The sequence below is a fragment of the Acetobacter okinawensis JCM 25146 genome (assembly GCF_000613865.1).
Taxonomy (GTDB): Bacteria; Pseudomonadota; Alphaproteobacteria; order Acetobacterales; family Acetobacteraceae; genus Acetobacter; species Acetobacter okinawensis.
Genome location: NZ_BAJU01000012.1, coordinates 22,290 through 38,755 on the forward strand (window position 1 = coordinate 22,290; position 16,466 = coordinate 38,755).

Consider the following 16,466-nt stretch of genomic DNA (forward strand, 5'->3'; position numbering starts at 1 on the left):
TGCCCCGGAGGTTTTTTTATACCCGACAAATAAGAGTGTGCAGTTACTTAAGAACGGCACGGCCCGCCAGAAGGGCCACGACCAGAAACACCACAAACAGCATAATGGCTATAAAGAACAGGATTTTAGCCATTCCGGCTGAAGCAGAGGCAATGCCGCCAAAACCAAACAGCCCTGCAACAAGTGAAACAACCAGAAAAAACAGCGCCAGTCTCAGCATATCGCACTCCCTTATATTTTCACTCCGGTCAAAGCTCGAACTGCTTTAAACCAGTTTACTTTCTGCGACGCAGAAAAATTCCGAACACCAACCCTAGAAAACCTGCCGCAGCCACAGCGAACAGGGGCTGGTCAATAACAACATCACGCAATGCTTCGGCTGCGGCACTCCGCTTGCCGGGATTCAAGGCGTCATAACTGGGCAACTTGCCAAACAGGCCATCCGCACCATCGCTCAGATTGCCAATGCCGTCCTCAAGACCGTAATCCGCCTTGCTCTCATCACTCATATGAGGATGTCCTCCATACTGGATTAAGGGATAACGTGCGTTGCCCCCATAAAGATGCCTATGTGAACGATTTTTACGCGCAAGACTAGATTTCAGCCGAGCGCCAGTAGGCTTCCCCGCCCGGATCTGGCTCCCCTGCAATCATGGCGCGCAGGCGGGCAGCATATGTGCGAAAAGCGGGTGTGTCCGGATTACGCTCTGGCATGTCCAGTATAATTTCCCCCGTAATGCCCGCAGGTGGGCCACCTGCCAACACCACAACACGGGTCGCCAGCCGGAGAGCCTCTTCAATGTCATGCGTAACAAAGAGGACGGTTTTATGCGTCTGCTGCCATATCCGCTGCAACTCCTCCTGCAGGCTTGTACGGGTAATGGGGTCCAGAGCCCCAAAGGGTTCGTCCATAAGCAGCAGGTCTGGGGCAACTGTCAGCGCACGAGCAACGCCTACACGCTGCCGCTGACCACCAGACAGACGGCGGGGCAGCCTGTCTGCCGCGTCCTCCAGCCCGACAAGACGCAGGGCTTCCTGCGCTCGTGCTTTTTTTTCACTCTTGTTCAGGTGCAGGCCTTCCAGCCCGAACATGACATTGCCCAGCACTGAGCGCCAGGGCAGCAGCCGCGCATCCTGAAAAACCATGGCCCGACTACGCCGTGTAGCATGCGCCTTGCCCGAGGCAGGTGCACAGGCAGCTCCACCTGTCTGCCCCTCTGTTGGGTGCATCAGCCCCATAAGCACCCTAAGCAGGGTCGATTTACCCACCCCTGACGGCCCCAGCAGGGCAACAAACTCCCCACGGGCCAAAGTCAGGCTGACGTGGCGCAGAACAAAGTGTTCCCCCCCATCATGCGACAGACCCACATCCTGTAAGGAAGCAACCACATCTGCCTGACTTATGGCTGCCATCTGAGAACCCATTTGCGCACAAATCCAAAAAGAAAATCGGTAATGGCATACAGCATGGCCATGGTCAGCATGTACACTACCACCACGTCTGTTGCCAAAAGGCTGGAGGCCTGCATCATGCGCGCTCCTATACCCGGCACGCCAAACAGCTCTGCCGCCACAACGGACATCCACCCCTGCCCCAGACCAGTGCGCAGGCCGGCCATAATACCCGGAGCCGATGCAGGCAGCACAATCTTGAACAGCCGCCCCACAAAACTACCATGCCCAAAGGCCGAAGCCAGTTCATACAGTTCAGGGTCCACGCTTTTTACAGCGCTATGGGCGGCATAAAAATTGATCCAGAAGACTGATATGGCAATAACAAAGGTTGCCCCGGCGGTGCTCAGTCCAAACCACAAAATGGCAAAAGGAACCCACGCCAGACCAGGCACCGGCCGCAAAAGACGGACAATCCCTTCCAGCAGACCATCAAGCAGGTCCAGCATACCGCATAGGATGCCAAGCCCTGCCCCCAGCACCGAACCTATAAACAGGCCCAGCAGATAATGGTGCAGACTGTCCAGAATGGCCTGCTGCCAAAAACCGCCACGCACCTCATCCAGCCATGCCGGACCCAGTGCCGACGGCGCTGGCACCATGCCAGAAGGCAGCAGCCCAGACTGGACTGCTGCCTCCCACAAACCAAAGAACAGAACAAGCCCTGCCAGCCCAAGCCCCAGGCGGACAGACCCAGACAGTTTTCTACTCACTGCTGAGCCTGCTGCCACAGACCCGTGTCAAACAGATCCCCAACGGTTCAGCCTTGCGTAACAGGCCCTGAGACACTTCAAATTCCTGCAATTGCTTAACACTTTCGACAATACGCGCCGGATCGCTGACAAAACGGGAGGCCGACTGTTCCAACGCTGTTTTCATAACATCGTCATTCAGCATACCACCACCCAGCGCTTTTTGCACAAATGGCACAGCATCATCAGGGTGCTGTGCCAGCAGTGTTGTCGCACGGACGAACAGCGTTGTCAGCGTGGCAGCCCATGCCTTGTGCTCGGGCGCATCCGGTTTGACAATTGCCAGCACGGAACCGGGCTGGTCTGGCATCATATCATGCCCGGACGCCAGAATACGTGCGTCTGGCAGACGGGTTCTAACAACCGTCAGGGCAGGTTCACGCAGGACTGCGCCGTCCACAGCACCTGCGAGAAATGCCTGCTGTGCTGCATCAATATCAACCCCCACAATGGAGGCAACAGTGTTGACCTGCTCAAACCCAAGCTGCTTTTGCAGCCAGTAGCGCAGTAGCGTATCCGGCACCGACCCCGCAGGTTGTGCTGCCAGACGCGGAAGCCGCTTCTGATCCTGCTTGAAGCGGGCAAAAATCGCCTTGACCGCATCGGGCGTTGGCCCTGATGCCGAACCGGGCTTAATTCCATCAGCCAGAGCACCACGGGCAATAACGGACAGTTCCTCAATAGAGGCGGTGGCGACAACCTTTACGTCCACGCCATGTGCACGTGCCTGCAACAATGGCAGCACGCCCGCCACATAACCATCAATCCGGCCCGAAACCAGAGCCTGAATAGCCTGTGGACCAGATGTAAAGCGCACAAGCTGCACATCTAGCCCTGCCTGTTTGGCCCAGCCCTCTCCATCGATGACAAAGAGTGCGGATGAGCCAGAACGGGAATATACCCAATACGAATACTCTCCGCCGCCTGAGACGGACTGGCAATCCAGCCAAATGCCACGGCAGTGAGCGTTAACATTTTTAACAACGCACGTTTCATGACCATATCGCTTTCACTCAAATAAAATATCAAACAAGATAGTGGATATATTCACCACTTTGTCAATCACGCACCACAGCGTAGGAAATGTTTTTATCCCGCGCCATTCATCCCACTAATAGACCTGCGCAACATAAAAAAAGCTGGCTCCAGAGGGCCAGCTTTTTCCATTTCGGCTTATAAAGCGAAAATTAAGCAGCAAGATCCTGCTTATCTTCCACTTCCGGGCGCGGACCACTGTCCTGCCCTTTTGCGCTCACGTCGCGGTCGATCAGTTCGATCACTGCCATCTGAGCCGCATCGCCGTAGCGTACGCCAGCGCGCAGAACGCGGGTGTAACCACCGTTGCGTGCCTTGTAGCGTTCAGCCACAGCAGCAAACAGCTTTTTGACAATCACATCGTCACGCAGCACGGCAAAAGCCTGCCGACGTGCGTGCAGATCGCCACGCTTGCCAAGGGTGATCAGCTTTTCAACAAACGGGCGCAGTTCCTTCGCTTTGGGAAGCGTGGTGGTGATCTGCTCATGCTTGATAAGAGCCACGGCCATGTTGCGAAACATGGCTGCACGGTGAGAAGAGGTAACGCCGAGCTTTCTGCCGGCAATCCGGTGACGCATGGTTCAGTTCCTAGTATCGAGAAAAGTCAGATCAAAACGGCTCATCAAGCCGCTTTGCCAACTCTTCAATATTTTCCGGCGGCCATGCCGGGACATTCATACCCAAGGACAGCCCCATGGAGGTCAGGACTTCCTTAATTTCGTTCAGGGATTTACGGCCAAAGTTCGGTGTGCGCAGCATTTCCTGCTCACTCTTCTGAACCAGATCCCCGATGTAGATGATATTGTCGTTCTTCAGGCAGTTAGCGCTACGAACAGACAATTCAAGCTCATCCACCTTGCGCAGCAAATTACGGTTGAACGGCAGATCATCCTCAGGCTCTTCAGCCTGCACAGGACGCGGCTCATCAAAGTTGATGAACAGCTGCAGCTGATCCTGCAGAATGCGCGCAGCAAGTGCCACTGCATCTTCAGGGGTTACCGCACCGTTTGTTTCAACCGTCAGCAGCAGCTTGTCATAGTCGGTGACCTGACCAACGCGGGTCGGTTCCACCTTGTAAGACACACGCTTGACGGGCGAATAGATTGCATCAACCGGGATCAGGCCGATCGGCGCATCTTCCGGACGGTTAGCCGCCGCAGGAACATAGCCTTTTCCGGTGTTGACAATAAATTCCATGCCCAGCTTAACGCCGTCATCAAGCGTGCAGATGACCAGGTCCGGGTTCATGATTTCAATATCATGACCGGTCTGGATCTGGCTTGCGCGCACTTCGCCCGGGCCGGTGGCCGTCAGCACCATACGCTTCGGCCCTTCACCGTGCATGCGCAACGCCAGCTGCTTGATGTTCAGGACGATGTCAGTGACATCTTCCCGCACACCGGCAACAGACGAAAACTCGTGCAGAACGCCGTCAATCTGAACCGCCGTGACCGCAGCACCTTGAAGTGAGGACAGCAGAACCCGACGCAGCGCGTTACCGAGCGTCATACCAAAACCGCGTTCCAGCGGCTCAGCCACTACGGTTGCGATACGAGCGGGCTCCACTCCGGATTCAACTTCAAGCTTTTCGGGCTTGATCAGAGATTGCCAGTTTTTCTGAAGGACCAATGGACCGGCCTTTCAATAGGAAAAACCACTGCTTTCACAGCGATTTCTCTGAAGTGGACACAACAAATGGAAAGATGGCTTGCTCGCAGGCCACCTCTCCGCTCGTAAGCTCAGACGCGGCGACGCTTGCGCGGGCGGCAACCGTTGTGCGGGACAGGTGTCATATCACGGATAGAAGTAATCGTGAAACCAACAGCCTGCAGGGCACGCAGTGCGCTTTCACGCCCCGACCCAGGACCGGAAACTTCGATTTCCAGCGTTTCCATGCCGTGTTCGCGGGCCTTGCGACCTGCGTCTTCAGCCGCAACCTGCGCCGCATACGGCGTGGATTTCCGCGAGCCCTTAAAGCCCTGCGCACCAGCAGACGACCAGGAAATAGCATTCCCCTGGGCATCAGAGATGGTGATCATGGTGTTGTTGAACGTGGAGAGCACATGCGCCACGCCCGAAATAATGTTCTTACGCTCTTTTTTACGAACACGCGGTGTTGCGGCTTTCGCCATGTCTTTTCTACCTCAGTCCCTATCCAGCCTGCGCGTGCAGGCTGGCCGCCTTAGCGAATTGGATTAACGCGTTGCTTTCTTCTTACCGGCAATCGCCACTGCCTTACCCTTACGGGTACGGGCGTTGGTGTGCGTCCGCTGACCACGAACCGGCAGACCACGACGATGGCGCAGGCCGCGGTAGCAACCAAGGTCCATCAGGCGCTTAATGTTCATCGCAATTTCACGACGCAGGTCGCCTTCAACGCGATAATTGCCATCAATCAGCTCACGGAGCTTCATGATTTCATCGTCGCTGAGTTCGTTAACCCGCTTTGCTTCCGGAATTTCCAAGGACTTGCAGATTTCTGCCGCCTTAGTCGCGCCAATTCCATAAATATACTGAAGCCCGATAACAACCCGCTTGTTCGTCGGGACATTCACGCCGGCAATACGTGCCACGCCTTATACTCCTGTTCGCCCGCTTTTACAGCGAACGGCTCATAGCCCTGCTTTGACTGGGCGGATTTCACTTGGTGGCCGCGAAATATACCGACCACCGTTACAAGTCAACGAAAACTGATCACTTCTTCGTGATCGCGCCGCTATCTTCAAGCGCTGCTTCAATTTCTGCCGTCACTTCAGCAGTCGAAAGCATGCCGTTTACCTTACGCAAACGACCCGATTTTTCATAAAACGGCAGAATCGGCGCGGTAAGATTGCGGTACTCCTTCAGGCGCTCAACAACTGTCTCGCGCTTGTCGTCTGCCCGACGTTTGAACTCGTGACTCCCGCAGGCATCGCACACCCCTTCCTTTGCAGGCGGGTTGGACGCTTCGTTATAAGTCTGCCCACAGTTGGCGCAGGTGAAACGTCCGGAAATGCGATCGGCAAGAATCTCTTCATCCACGTCCAGAAAAAGCACAACATCAATGCTCTTTCCATCAACCGACAACATGGTATCCAATTCCTCGGCCTGCGCCAGAGTGCGTGGAAAACCATCCAGAATGAAGCCATTCTGGCAGTCCGGCTGGGCAATGCGGTCCTTGAGCATGGCAATAATCAGCGCATCCGGCACGAGCTTGCCCGCAACCATCAGCGCCTTAGCCTGATTACCAATCTCGGAGCCACGCGCCACTTCCGCACGCAGCATATCCCCGGTGGAAATCTGGACCAGCCCATGCCGCTCTTCCAGCAGCTTGGACTGTGTTCCTTTTCCCGCTCCCGGTGGGCCCAGAAAAATAATGTTCATCGTCTGATGATCCTCTGCTTCCTGCCGCCACGGGACTTGCGCATAAGGCCCTGATACTGGTGCGCCACAAGATGAGATTGCACCTGTGTCACTGTATCAATCGTAACCGAGACAATAATAATCAGGCTGGTCCCGCCAAAGTAGAACGGCACATTGTAACGGCTGATCAAAATCTGCGGCAGCAAGCACACCGCAACCATATAGGCCGCGCCAATGGTCGTCAGACGCGTCAGGATCTTATCGAAATACGATGCGGTAGAGGCGCCAGGCCGCACACCAGGGATAAACCCACCCTGCTTACGCAGGTTGTCTGCAGTCTCCGCCGGGTTAAAGGTCACTGCCGCATAGAAATACGAGAAGAAGACGATCATCAAGGCGTAGAAGAGCAGATACAGTGGCTGCCCCTGCCCCAACTCCTCACCCAGAAATGACAACCACCCCGGTAGGGATTTACCATTCATAAACCCGGCAAGTGTTACGGGTATCAACAGAACCGATGATGCAAAAATTGGCGGAATAACACCCGCAGTATTCACCTTGAGCGGCATATGCGTGGTGTCTCCACCAAACATGCGCTGCCCCATCTGCCGTTTAGGATACTGGATGACAACCCGACGCTGGGCCTGCTCCATAAACACGATGAACATGATGGTCAGGCCAGCCAGCACAAGGAACAGCAGCACAAAGAACGAAGACAGTGCGCCCGTGTACCCCAACTGGAAAAGGCTTACCAAAGCATGCGGTAAATTGGCGACAATCCCGGCGAAGATGATGAGCGAAATCCCATTACCCACCCCGCGTGACGTAATCTGCTCACCAAGCCACATCAGGAACATGGTGCCACCCACCAGCGCCGTAACGCAGGTCACCAGAAAAAGCGGTCCGGGGTTCACCACAGCAGCGCCGCTTTGAACATTCTCAAGCCCGATTGCGATCCCGTAAGCCTGAAAAACAGCGATCAGGACCGTAAGGTAGCGGGTGTACTGGTTAAGCTTTTTACGCCCCTGCTCACCTTCCTTCTTGAGTGCTTCAAGAGAAGGCACCGCCGTAGACATCAACTGCACAATAATTGACGCAGAGATATAGGGCATGATGTTCAATGCGAACACGGTCATACGCCCGAGAGCGCCCCCCGAGAACATATTGAACATGCCAAGAATGCCGCCCTGATGCTGCGCCAGAAGCTGCCCCATAACCGTAGCATCTACACCGGGCACGGGAATATACGTTCCCAAACGGTAAACAATCAGCGCGCCCAGCGTAAACCAGATCCGCTTCTTGAGTTCCGTCGCCTTGGCAAAGGAGCCTACGTTAAAATTGGCAGCCAGTTGTTCGGCCGCGGAAGCCATGCATCCGTCCTTTCACACAAACAGCGCCGCCACGTAACGTGGAGACGCTGGCATGATTGCCTGAAAAATATCAGGCAGCTGTTCTGATCCGGGCAAGGAAGAGAGAACAGGGTCTCCCACTGCTCTCTCCCCCGCGCAATCAGGAGGCGCTAGCTTCCACAGGCGCCGCTGCCAGCAGCTTTACGCTGCCACCAGCTTTTTCAATGGCAACCTTGGCAGAAGCAGAGACACCGGACACTTCAAAAGAAACGCTTTTGGTCAGTTCGCCTTCAGCAAGAATGCGAACGCCTGCGTACTTACCAGTCCCGACCAGACCAGCTTTCTTCAGCGCTTCTTCGGTAATGGTCACGCCGTTTTCCAGCTTACCATCAACCAACGCCTGCTCTACTGCACCCAGATTAACGGGAGCATAGACCTTGCGGAAGATGTTTTTAAAGCCCCGCTTCGGCAGACGACGATAGATCGGGAGCTGACCACCCTCAAACCCGTTGAGGGATACACCCTCACGTGCTTTCTGGCCTTTCACACCCTTACCAGACGTCTTGCCTTTGCCGGAACCAATACCGCGCCCAAGCCGCTTTTTACGGTAGCGAGCGCCTTCGTTATCACGAAGTTCGTTAAGTCTCATTTCAGTCCTCCACCTTCACCAGGTGGGCCACCTTGCGGACCATACCGCGCGTGGAAGGGGTATCTTCCAGAACCTTTTCGCGCCCGATCTTGTTCAGACCAAGCCCGATCAGGGTTTCCTGCTGACCCGGCTTACGTCCGTTTCCGGACGCAACCTGAATCACCTTGAAAGTTTTTTTCTCAGACATCTGCAGCCTCCGCACCAGCAGCCTGGTCGCGCTTGCCAAAGATTTCCGCCACTTTTTTGCCACGACGGTTTGCCACGGCACGTGGCTGGCACAACGCGTCAGGGCATCGAATGTTGCCTTGACCATGTTATGCGGGTTCCGGGTTCCCAAAGACTTGGCCACAACGTCGTTAATGCCAAGCTTTCAAACACCGCACGCATAGGACCACCAGCGATGATCCCTGTCCCGGCTTCCGCCGAGCGCAGCACAACCTTACCAGCACCAAAGTGACCAGCAACGTCATGATGAAGCGTACGCCCTTCTTTCATGGGAACGCGAATCATCCCACGCTTTGCACGCTCAGTTGCCTTGCGGATAGCTTCGGGAACTTCACGCGCCTTACCAGCACCGTAGCCCACGCGACCTTTCTGGTCACCAACCACAACCAGAGCAGCAAACGCAAAACGCCGACCACCCTTAACAACCTTTGCAACGCGATTGATGGTTACCAGCTTATCAACCAGCTCATCGCCTTCGCGTTCGCGCTCACGGCCGCCTCGACCGCCTTCTCTTGGTTCACGAGCCATTGCGTGATCCTTTCCTCAGAAGGAGAGACCGCCCTCACGGGCCGCCTCCGCCAGGGCCTTGACGCGCCCGTGATAAAGATAAGATCCCCGATCGAACACGACCTGAGACACACCAGCAGCAACAGCACGCTGGGCAACCAGCTTGCCAACTGCACAGGCGCTATCCTGCGTGGCACCATTTTTCAGGGCGTCACGCAGTTCTTTATCCAGCGTTGATGCCGCAGCAAGGGTCACGCCCTGCGCATCATCAATCACCTGAGCATAGATGTTCTTACCAGACCGGAAAACCGACAAACGAGGACGGCCACCAGCCTTGCGGCGGAGCTGAAAACGGAGGCGCGCACGCCGCCGGTTCCGCAATTCCTGCTGAGTGCTCATTATTTCTTCTTGCCTTCCTTACGGCGGATGGTTTCCGTATCGTAACGCACACCCTTACCTTTATAAGGTTCAGGCTTACGATAGCTACGGATATCCAGAGCCACCTGGCCAACACGCTGCTTATCAATCCCCTCCACCACAATCGCTGTAGGACGTGGGGTAGAAATTTTGATGCCAGCCGGAATTGGATAGATCACATCGTGAGAGAAGCCGAGGTTCATAACAAGGTTAGAACCCTGCACTGCAGCACGATAACCCGTCCCAGTAATTTCCAGGGTTTTGGAAAACCCGTCAGAAACACCTTTGACCGCACAAGCGATGAGTGCGCGTGTTGTTCCCCACATCATGCGGGCCTGAGATTCGGTACCATTCGGCTGCACAACAACCGAATTGTCCTTCACTTCAGCCGTAACATGACTGGAGATCGGCAGAGAAAGCTCACCCAGCTTGCCCTTAGCCTTAAAAACACCGTCCGCGATGGAAACTGTGACCCCTGCCGGAACTTCGACGGGATACTTGCCTACTCGTGACATTTATCCCTCCTCAGAAGACGCGGCAAAGGACTTCACCACCAACATTGGCGGCGCGGGCCTCTACATCGGACAGAACACCACGCGGTGTGGACAGGATGGAAACACCCAGACCAGCACAAACACGCGGCAATTCTTTAATTTTGGAATAAACGCGACGACCAGGGCGCGAAACGCGCTGGATTTCACGAATAACCGGTTCACCCTCCGCGTACTTCAGCTCGATGTGCAGCTGGGCAATACCCTTACGCACTTCTTCACGCTTGTAACCACGGATGTAACCTTCGCGCTGCAGAGCTTCAAGCACATTCACACGCAGGTTGGATGCCGGAGCAACGCAAGAGTTGTGACGCGCACGCTGAGCGTTGCGAATACGGGTGAGCATATCACCCAAAGGATCTGAAAGCGACATCTCGAGCCCTTACCAGCTAGCTTTTACCACTCCCGGAATCTGCCCATCGGAGGCCAGATCACGGAAAGCGATACGACACAGCTCAAACTTGCGGTAGTTACCGCGAGAACGACCTGTCAGCTTGCAACGCAGACGCACGCGTACACGGGAACCGTTACGCGGCAGTTCTGCCAGCTTGAGAGACGCATCAAACCGATCTTCCACGGGCAAAGACCGGTCCATTACAATATTCTTGAGAGCGGTACGCTTCTCATTATCCCGTGCCGCCATGCGCTTGCGTTTCGCATTACGCAGGATGGCAGATGTTTTAGCCATACAACATTACCTCCGGAACCCTTCGAAAACCTTCGACGGTTTTCCAAGATCACACAATAAAGCAGCCTGTATCATCAAGAAGGGAAGATCAAATGCCTTCAGCAAAGCTTTAGCTTCAGCATCCGTTTTCGCGCTGGTCACGAACACAACGTCCATACCGCGGACTTCGTCCACTTTGTCGTATTCGATTTCAGGGAAAACGATCTGCTCTTTCAGACCAAGGGCAAAATTGCCGCGGCCATCAAAGCCTTTTGTCGCAGGGAGACCACGGAAGTCGCGGATGCGCGGCATCGCAATCGTCACAAGACGATCGAGAAATTCGTACATCCGAGCCCGACGCAGCGTAACCTTACAGCCAATCGGGAGACCTTCACGGATTTTAAAGCCCGCGATTGCCTTCTTGGCTACCGTCTTAACCGGCTTCTGACCCGCAATAAGGGTCATTTCCGCAACGGCTGCATCCAACTTCTTCTGGTCACCAGCGGCTTCGCCAACGCCCATATTCAGGACGATTTTTTCAAGCCGCGGCACCTGCATTTCGTTGGTATAACCAAACTGCTCACGCAGCTTGGCACGAAGTTCACTCTCATAGCGCTGGTGAAGGCGCGGGAGGGAACGCCCTTCCTGATTCGCACTCATACCTGGCCTCTCAACCTTCAATCACTTCGCCAGTCGCCTTGGCAACGCGAACTTTTTTGCCGTTTTCCAGCACCCGGAAACCAACGCGTGTCGGCTTTTTGGAGGCAGGATCAACCAGCTTCAGGTTGGAGAGGTGGACAGCTGCCTCACGGGCAATAATCCCACCTTCTTCACCCATGCGACGTGCACGCTGGTGACGTTTGGCAATTGCAACACCACGCACAACAGCGCGATCTTCTGAAGGACGGACCTCCAGAACTTCACCCTGCACGCCCTTGGAAGAGCCGGTGATGACGACAACCGTATCGCCTTTTTTAATACGGGCAGCCATTACAGCACCTCCGGCGCCAGAGAGATGATCTTCATGAACTTCTTCGCACGCAGTTCACGCACAACCGGGCCAAAGATACGGGTACCGATCGGCTCCTGCTGCTTATTGATCAGCACGGCAGCGTTACGGTCGAACCGGATGGCGCTGCCATCGGGACGACGAACCGGGTAAGAGGTACGCACGATAACGGCCTGGTGAACATCGCCCTTCTTCACCTTCCCACGGGGGATGGCTTCCTTGACGGAAACGACGATCACGTCGCCGACCGAGGCAGACTTCCGCTTGGAACCGCCCAGCACCTTAATGCACTGCACCTGACGTGCACCGGAATTGTCGGCCACATCGAGGTTGGTCTCGGGATGGATCATAACCTAAAATCCTTACGTTAGGCCGACGCAGTTGCTTCCACGCCCACGGCTTCACCGTTGCGGGAAATCACGGTCCACGTCTTACGCCGTGAAATAGGCGCACATTCAACAATCCGCACGGAATCACCCGTCTTGCAGATGTTTTCTTCATCATGCGCCGCGTATTTCTTGGAGCGACGAATGAACTTTTTATATACTGGATGCATGACGCGACGATCGACAAGAACCGTAACGGTCTTGTCCATCTTGTCGCTCGTCACACGCCCGGTCAGGACGCGCCTCGGCATCGGCTACCTCTCCTCAGGCATTGGCAGCAGATGTTTTTGCACCTGCTACATTCTTTGCATTCTGCGCAGCAATTGTCTTGATGCGCGCAATTTCACGACGGACCGCACGAACACGGCTCTGCGCTTCTGTCTGCCCGGTGGCCTGCTGAAAACGCAAGTTGAGCTGTTCACGCTTAAGTTCAACCAGACGAGCTTCAAGCTCGTCTGACGTTTTAGCGCGCAAATCAGCTGGCTTTACTGCCTTTACCATCTCACGCATCTCCAATTCGGGTCACAAACTTGGTCTTGATCGGCAGCTTTGCAGCTCCCAGAGCCAGCGCTTCACGCGCCAGTTCAGGAGGAACGCCTTCAATCTCAAACAAGATGCGACCTGGCTTCACACGGGCCACCCAGAATTCAGGCGATCCCTTACCGGAGCCCATACGCACTTCTGCGGGCTTTGTCGAGACCGGAATATCCGGAAAAATACGAATCCACACACGACCCGCACGTTTCATGGCGCGGGTAATGGCACGACGGGATGCCTCAATCTGGCGTGCCGTAATACGTTCCGGCTGCAGAGCCTTGAGGCCAAACGTACCAAAGTTAAGTGTGGTACCGCTTTTTGCAAGGCCGTGAATACGGCCTTTATGGGCTTTACGGAATTTTGTCCGCTTAGGGGAAAGCATTGTTTTTTATCCTCTCCTCAGCGCTGAGGAGCCTGTTCGGCCGCCCGGCGATCCTGTGCCAACGGATCATGAGCAAGAATTTCGCCCTTGAAGATCCATACCTTCACACCGCAAGTGCCATAGGTGGTCTTCGCCGTTGCCGTGCCATAATCAATGTCAGCGCGCAGGGTGTGCAGGGGCACACGACCTTCACGATACCATTCAATACGCGCGATTTCAGCGCCACCCAGACGACCAGAGCAATTGATTCGGATACCCTGGGCACCCAGACGCATTGCAGACTGCACGGAGCGCTTCATGGCGCGACGGAAGGCCACGCGGCGTTCAAGCTGCTGGGCAATGTTTTCGGCCACCAGAGTCGCGTCGATTTCCGGCTTGCGGATTTCCACGATATTCAGCGCAACTTCGGTACCGGCCATACGGGTCAGTTCCTTGCGCAGAGCATCAATATCCTGCCCCTTTTTGCCGATAACAACACCAGGACGTGCTGCGTAAATCGTCACGCGGGGTTTTTTGGCCGGACGTTCGATGACAACGCGGGAAACACCCGCGCCTGCCAGCTTACGGCGCAGGAATGCACGAAGCTTGAGGTCTTCGTGCAGCAGACGGGAATAATCCGCGTCTGCATACCAGCGGCTGTCCCATGTGCGGTTGATGCCGAGCCGCAGCCCGATTGGATTGACTTTATGCCCCATATCTCAGGCCGCCTTCTGCTCGGAAGAAGCCGCGTCAGACACAATTGCCCGTTCGGCTACAACAATCTTCAGGTGACTGAAAAACTTTTCGACGCGTGCGGAACGACCGCGGCCACGTGCATGAAAACGACGCATGACAATGGACTTACCCACTTCGGCCGTTTTCACCACCAGCTGATCAACATCAAGCTGGTGGTTGTTTTCAGCGTTTGCGATCGCGCTTTCCAGCGTTTTCTTAACCTGCTGAGCGATACGGCGCTTGGAAAATGTCAGCGTCGCAATTGCCTGAGATGCAGGTTTATTACGGATCAGGCCTGCCACAAGGTTCAGCTTGCGGGGGCTAACCCGAATGTTACGCGTGATAGCTTGCGCTTCTGTTTCCGCGAGCGTGCGCGGATGCTTCGGCTTGCTCATCTTTGCTCTTAGCCCCGCTTAGACTTCTTGTCAGCACCATGCCCGTGAAATGTACGGGTGGGAGAAAATTCGCCAAACTTATGGCCAACCATGTTCTCCGTCACCTGCACAGGCAGGAACTTCTGACCGTTATAAACACCGAACGTCAGACCAACGAACTGCGGAAGAATCGTTGAACGACGCGACCAGATCTTGATCACTTCATTCCGACCCGATGCGCGGGATACTTCAGCCTTATTCAGCAGATACCCGTCGACGAACGGACCTTTCCAGACGGAACGTGCCATCTTCTATTGCCCCTTACTTGCCGGTCTTCCGGCGACGGATAATCAGACCGTCCGTCCGCTTGTTGACCCGAGTTTTGTAACCTTTGGTAGGCTTGCCCCATGGCGTAACTGGATGACGACCACCAGATGTGCGGCCTTCACCACCACCGTGCGGGTGGTCAACCGGGTTCATCACCACGCCGCGGTTATGCGGACGGCGACCCAGCCAACGGGAACGACCAGCCTTACCCATGTGCTGGTTCATGTTGTCCGGATTGGACACGGCACCAACGGTTGCCATGCATTCACCGCGCACAACACGCAATTCACCAGACTGCAGCTTGATCTGGGCGTAGCCCGAATCCTTACCAACCAGCTGTGCATACGTCCCTGCGGAACGGGCCAGCTTGCCGCCAGCGCCCTGCTTCAGCTCGATGTTGTGGATGATCGTGCCCACCGGAATAGCAGACAGCGGCATGGCATTGCCCGGCTTAATATCCACGCGCGCACCGGCGATGACATTGTCACCAACCTTCAGGCGCTGCGGAGCCAGAATGTATGCCAGTTCACCGTCTTCGTACTTCACCAGCGCAATAAATGCCGTGCGGTTGGGATCGTATTCAAGACGTTCCACAGTACCCAGCACGTCGAACTTACGACGCTTGAAGTCCACATAACGATAGGACTGCTTGTGACCGCCGCCACGGAAACGAGACGTGATACGGCCGTTATTGTTACGACCGCCCGACTTGTTCTTACCTTCCGTGAGCTGCTTGACCGGCTTGCCTTTCCACAGGTCAGCACGATCAATCAGAACCGTACCACGCAGGCTCGGCGTGACAGGATTAAAGTGCTTCAGTGCCATTAGTTTCTACCCTTGGTCACGCCAGCTTCGCGGTCAGGTCAATGGACTGACCTTCTGCAAGCTGAACGAACGCCTTTTTAACGTCAGAACGCTGACCCACACGCCCTTTAAAGCGCTTGGTTTTACCTTTCTGGACAAGGGTGTTGACACCAACAACCTTGACCCCGAACAGCGTTTCCACCGCAACCTTGATTTCAGGCTTGCTAGCCGTCATTGCGACCTTGAAAACAACCTGATTTTTTTCAGAAAGCGCAGTCGCCTTCTCGGTGATGACAGGCGTCCGTACGATATCGTACAGAGCTTCCCGAGAAAGACGCTCGGCTTTCTTGCGAATAGCAAGAATATTCGTCATGCCAGGCGTTCCTTCAGTCCTTCAAGGCCTGCCTGCGTGATGGCAAGCACCTCGTGGTTCAGAATGTCATAAACATTCGCGCCAATGGTCGGCAGAATGTCAATCTTCGGCAGATTGCGAGCTGCGCGTACGAAGTTTTCGTCCACAGAAGCATCAACAATCAGAGCGGAGCCCCAGCCGAGACCCTGCAGCTTTTTCGCCAGTTCGCTGGTCTTGGTCACGCCAGAAGCCGTGTCCAGAACAACCAGTTTACCTTCAGCCGCTTTCTGCGACAGAGCGGAGATCAGGCCGAGACGACGTACCTTTTTAGGCAGGTCATAGCCATGATCGCGCACAACAGGACCATGCACAACGCCACCAGTTCTGTACTGGGGAGCACGCAGGGAGCCCTGACGAGCACTACCGGTGCCTTTCTGGCGATACGGCTTTTTGGTCGTGCCGGACACTTCGCCCATGCCCTTGACCTTGTGCGTGCCAGCGCGGCGCTTTGCCAGCTGCCAGTGCACAACGCGTGCCATTACGTCCGCCCGGGGAGCTGCACCGAAAAGTTCTTCCGGAAGCGTAGCTGAACCAGCCGTGCCGTTATCAAGTGTCTTGATTTCGATTTCCATGAT

Annotated in this window: 27 protein-coding genes and 3 pseudogenes; all 30 read right to left on the reverse strand. The window is 55.3% G+C overall.

The genetic code is table 11. The annotated features are described in order from the left end of the window. Positions 1-43: 43 nt before the first annotated feature. On the reverse strand, positions 44-220 hold the full coding sequence (locus tag JCM25146_RS21325; protein WP_025826914.1) for a DUF1328 domain-containing protein: 177 nt from the start codon (positions 218-220) through the stop codon (positions 44-46). A 55-nt stretch (positions 221-275) separates the two neighbouring features. Then, a complete protein-coding gene (locus tag JCM25146_RS07200) occupies positions 276-509 on the reverse strand; it encodes a hypothetical protein (RefSeq protein ID WP_025826916.1) in 234 nt (77 codons plus the stop codon). An 85-nt stretch (positions 510-594) separates the two neighbouring features. After that, entirely contained in the window at positions 595-1,413 is an 819-nt protein-coding gene (locus JCM25146_RS07205) for an ABC transporter ATP-binding protein (RefSeq protein WP_025826918.1), read from the reverse strand. After that, entirely contained in the window at positions 1,401-2,183 is a 783-nt protein-coding gene (locus JCM25146_RS07210; RefSeq protein ID WP_408734909.1) for an ABC transporter permease, read from the reverse strand. The genes JCM25146_RS07205 and JCM25146_RS07210 overlap by 13 nt, the downstream gene beginning before the upstream one ends. Further along, positions 2,162-3,206: pseudogene (locus JCM25146_RS17960) on the reverse strand (ABC transporter substrate-binding protein). Before JCM25146_RS17960 ends, JCM25146_RS07210 begins: the two are co-directional and overlap by 22 nt. Positions 3,207-3,391: 185 nt before the next feature. Beyond that, a complete protein-coding gene (gene rplQ, locus JCM25146_RS07220) occupies positions 3,392-3,817 on the reverse strand; it encodes a 50S ribosomal protein L17 (protein ID WP_025826922.1) in 426 nt (141 codons plus the stop codon). 31 nt (positions 3,818-3,848) lie between these two features. Continuing rightward, a complete protein-coding gene (locus JCM25146_RS07225; RefSeq protein WP_025826924.1) occupies positions 3,849-4,868 on the reverse strand; it encodes a DNA-directed RNA polymerase subunit alpha in 1,020 nt (339 codons plus the stop codon). A gap of 110 nt (positions 4,869-4,978) precedes the next feature. Further along, positions 4,979-5,371: a 30S ribosomal protein S11 gene (gene rpsK / locus JCM25146_RS07230; RefSeq protein WP_025826926.1), complete on the reverse strand. Its 393-nt coding sequence runs from the start codon at positions 5,369-5,371 to the stop codon at positions 4,979-4,981. A gap of 63 nt (positions 5,372-5,434) precedes the next feature. Next, positions 5,435-5,812 carry a 30S ribosomal protein S13 gene (gene rpsM / locus JCM25146_RS07235; protein ID WP_025826928.1) on the reverse strand — a complete coding sequence of 126 codons (378 nt, stop codon included), beginning with the start codon at positions 5,810-5,812 and terminating at the stop codon, positions 5,435-5,437. A 121-nt stretch (positions 5,813-5,933) separates the two neighbouring features. After that, positions 5,934-6,602 carry an adenylate kinase gene (locus tag JCM25146_RS07240; protein WP_025826930.1) on the reverse strand — a complete coding sequence of 223 codons (669 nt, stop codon included), beginning with the start codon at positions 6,600-6,602 and terminating at the stop codon, positions 5,934-5,936. Beyond that, complete coding sequence (secY, locus tag JCM25146_RS07245) at positions 6,599-7,951, reverse strand: preprotein translocase subunit SecY (RefSeq protein ID WP_025826931.1); 1,353 nt, start codon at positions 7,949-7,951, stop codon at positions 6,599-6,601. Before secY ends, JCM25146_RS07240 begins: the two co-directional genes overlap by 4 nt. A gap of 139 nt (positions 7,952-8,090) precedes the next feature. Continuing rightward, positions 8,091-8,579 (reverse strand): 50S ribosomal protein L15, encoded by a 489-nt coding sequence (gene rplO / locus JCM25146_RS07250; RefSeq protein ID WP_025826933.1) that lies wholly within the window; start codon positions 8,577-8,579, stop codon positions 8,091-8,093. Position 8,580: 1 nt separating this feature from the next. Continuing rightward, positions 8,581-8,766 carry a 50S ribosomal protein L30 gene (rpmD, locus tag JCM25146_RS07255; RefSeq protein ID WP_025826935.1) on the reverse strand — a complete coding sequence of 62 codons (186 nt, stop codon included), beginning with the start codon at positions 8,764-8,766 and terminating at the stop codon, positions 8,581-8,583. Continuing rightward, positions 8,759-9,332, reverse strand: a pseudogene (gene rpsE, locus JCM25146_RS07260) (30S ribosomal protein S5). The gene rpmD and the pseudogene rpsE overlap by 8 nt, the downstream one beginning before the upstream one ends. Before the next feature lie 15 nt (positions 9,333-9,347). Then, positions 9,348-9,710: a 50S ribosomal protein L18 gene (gene rplR, locus JCM25146_RS07265; protein ID WP_025826939.1), complete on the reverse strand. Its 363-nt coding sequence runs from the start codon at positions 9,708-9,710 to the stop codon at positions 9,348-9,350. Next, the gene (gene rplF / locus JCM25146_RS07270; protein WP_025826941.1) at positions 9,710-10,243 is read right to left on the reverse strand and encodes a 50S ribosomal protein L6; all 534 of its coding nucleotides are present in this window, start codon (positions 10,241-10,243) and stop codon (positions 9,710-9,712) included. Before rplF ends, rplR begins: the two co-directional genes overlap by 1 nt. A gap of 10 nt (positions 10,244-10,253) precedes the next feature. Beyond that, entirely contained in the window at positions 10,254-10,652 is a 399-nt protein-coding gene (gene rpsH / locus JCM25146_RS07275) for a 30S ribosomal protein S8 (RefSeq protein ID WP_025826943.1), read from the reverse strand. Positions 10,653-10,661: 9 nt separating this feature from the next. Further along, the gene (gene rpsN / locus JCM25146_RS07280) at positions 10,662-10,967 is read right to left on the reverse strand and encodes a 30S ribosomal protein S14 (RefSeq protein ID WP_025826945.1); all 306 of its coding nucleotides are present in this window, start codon (positions 10,965-10,967) and stop codon (positions 10,662-10,664) included. 78 nt (positions 10,968-11,045) lie between these two features. After that, positions 11,046-11,606: pseudogene (gene rplE / locus JCM25146_RS07285) on the reverse strand (50S ribosomal protein L5); the annotation flags it as partial. 10 nt (positions 11,607-11,616) lie between these two features. Continuing rightward, positions 11,617-11,937 (reverse strand): 50S ribosomal protein L24, encoded by a 321-nt coding sequence (gene rplX, locus JCM25146_RS07290; RefSeq protein WP_025826949.1) that lies wholly within the window; start codon positions 11,935-11,937, stop codon positions 11,617-11,619. After that, the gene (rplN, locus tag JCM25146_RS07295) at positions 11,937-12,305 is read right to left on the reverse strand and encodes a 50S ribosomal protein L14 (protein ID WP_025826951.1); all 369 of its coding nucleotides are present in this window, start codon (positions 12,303-12,305) and stop codon (positions 11,937-11,939) included. The genes rplX and rplN overlap by 1 nt, the downstream gene beginning before the upstream one ends. Positions 12,306-12,322: 17 nt before the next feature. Next, positions 12,323-12,592: a 30S ribosomal protein S17 gene (rpsQ, locus tag JCM25146_RS07300; RefSeq protein ID WP_025826953.1), complete on the reverse strand. Its 270-nt coding sequence runs from the start codon at positions 12,590-12,592 to the stop codon at positions 12,323-12,325. Between the two features lie 13 nt (positions 12,593-12,605). Beyond that, positions 12,606-12,842 carry a 50S ribosomal protein L29 gene (gene rpmC, locus JCM25146_RS07305; protein ID WP_025826955.1) on the reverse strand — a complete coding sequence of 79 codons (237 nt, stop codon included), beginning with the start codon at positions 12,840-12,842 and terminating at the stop codon, positions 12,606-12,608. Between the two features lies 1 nt (position 12,843). Next, complete coding sequence (gene rplP / locus JCM25146_RS07310; protein ID WP_025826957.1) at positions 12,844-13,260, reverse strand: 50S ribosomal protein L16; 417 nt, start codon at positions 13,258-13,260, stop codon at positions 12,844-12,846. 17 nt (positions 13,261-13,277) lie between these two features. Next, positions 13,278-13,955 carry a 30S ribosomal protein S3 gene (gene rpsC / locus JCM25146_RS07315; protein WP_025826959.1) on the reverse strand — a complete coding sequence of 226 codons (678 nt, stop codon included), beginning with the start codon at positions 13,953-13,955 and terminating at the stop codon, positions 13,278-13,280. Between the two features lie 3 nt (positions 13,956-13,958). Continuing rightward, positions 13,959-14,369: a 50S ribosomal protein L22 gene (rplV, locus tag JCM25146_RS07320; RefSeq protein WP_025826960.1), complete on the reverse strand. Its 411-nt coding sequence runs from the start codon at positions 14,367-14,369 to the stop codon at positions 13,959-13,961. Between the two features lie 8 nt (positions 14,370-14,377). Further along, entirely contained in the window at positions 14,378-14,656 is a 279-nt protein-coding gene (rpsS, locus tag JCM25146_RS07325; RefSeq protein WP_012812769.1) for a 30S ribosomal protein S19, read from the reverse strand. Positions 14,657-14,669: 13 nt separating this feature from the next. Next, a complete protein-coding gene (gene rplB, locus JCM25146_RS07330) occupies positions 14,670-15,500 on the reverse strand; it encodes a 50S ribosomal protein L2 (protein WP_025826966.1) in 831 nt (276 codons plus the stop codon). Between the two features lie 16 nt (positions 15,501-15,516). Further along, complete coding sequence (locus tag JCM25146_RS07335; protein WP_025826968.1) at positions 15,517-15,852, reverse strand: 50S ribosomal protein L23; 336 nt, start codon at positions 15,850-15,852, stop codon at positions 15,517-15,519. Beyond that, positions 15,849-16,463 carry a 50S ribosomal protein L4 gene (gene rplD / locus JCM25146_RS07340; protein WP_025826970.1) on the reverse strand — a complete coding sequence of 205 codons (615 nt, stop codon included), beginning with the start codon at positions 16,461-16,463 and terminating at the stop codon, positions 15,849-15,851. The genes JCM25146_RS07335 and rplD overlap by 4 nt, the downstream gene beginning before the upstream one ends. Between the last annotated feature and the right edge of the window lie 3 nt (positions 16,464-16,466).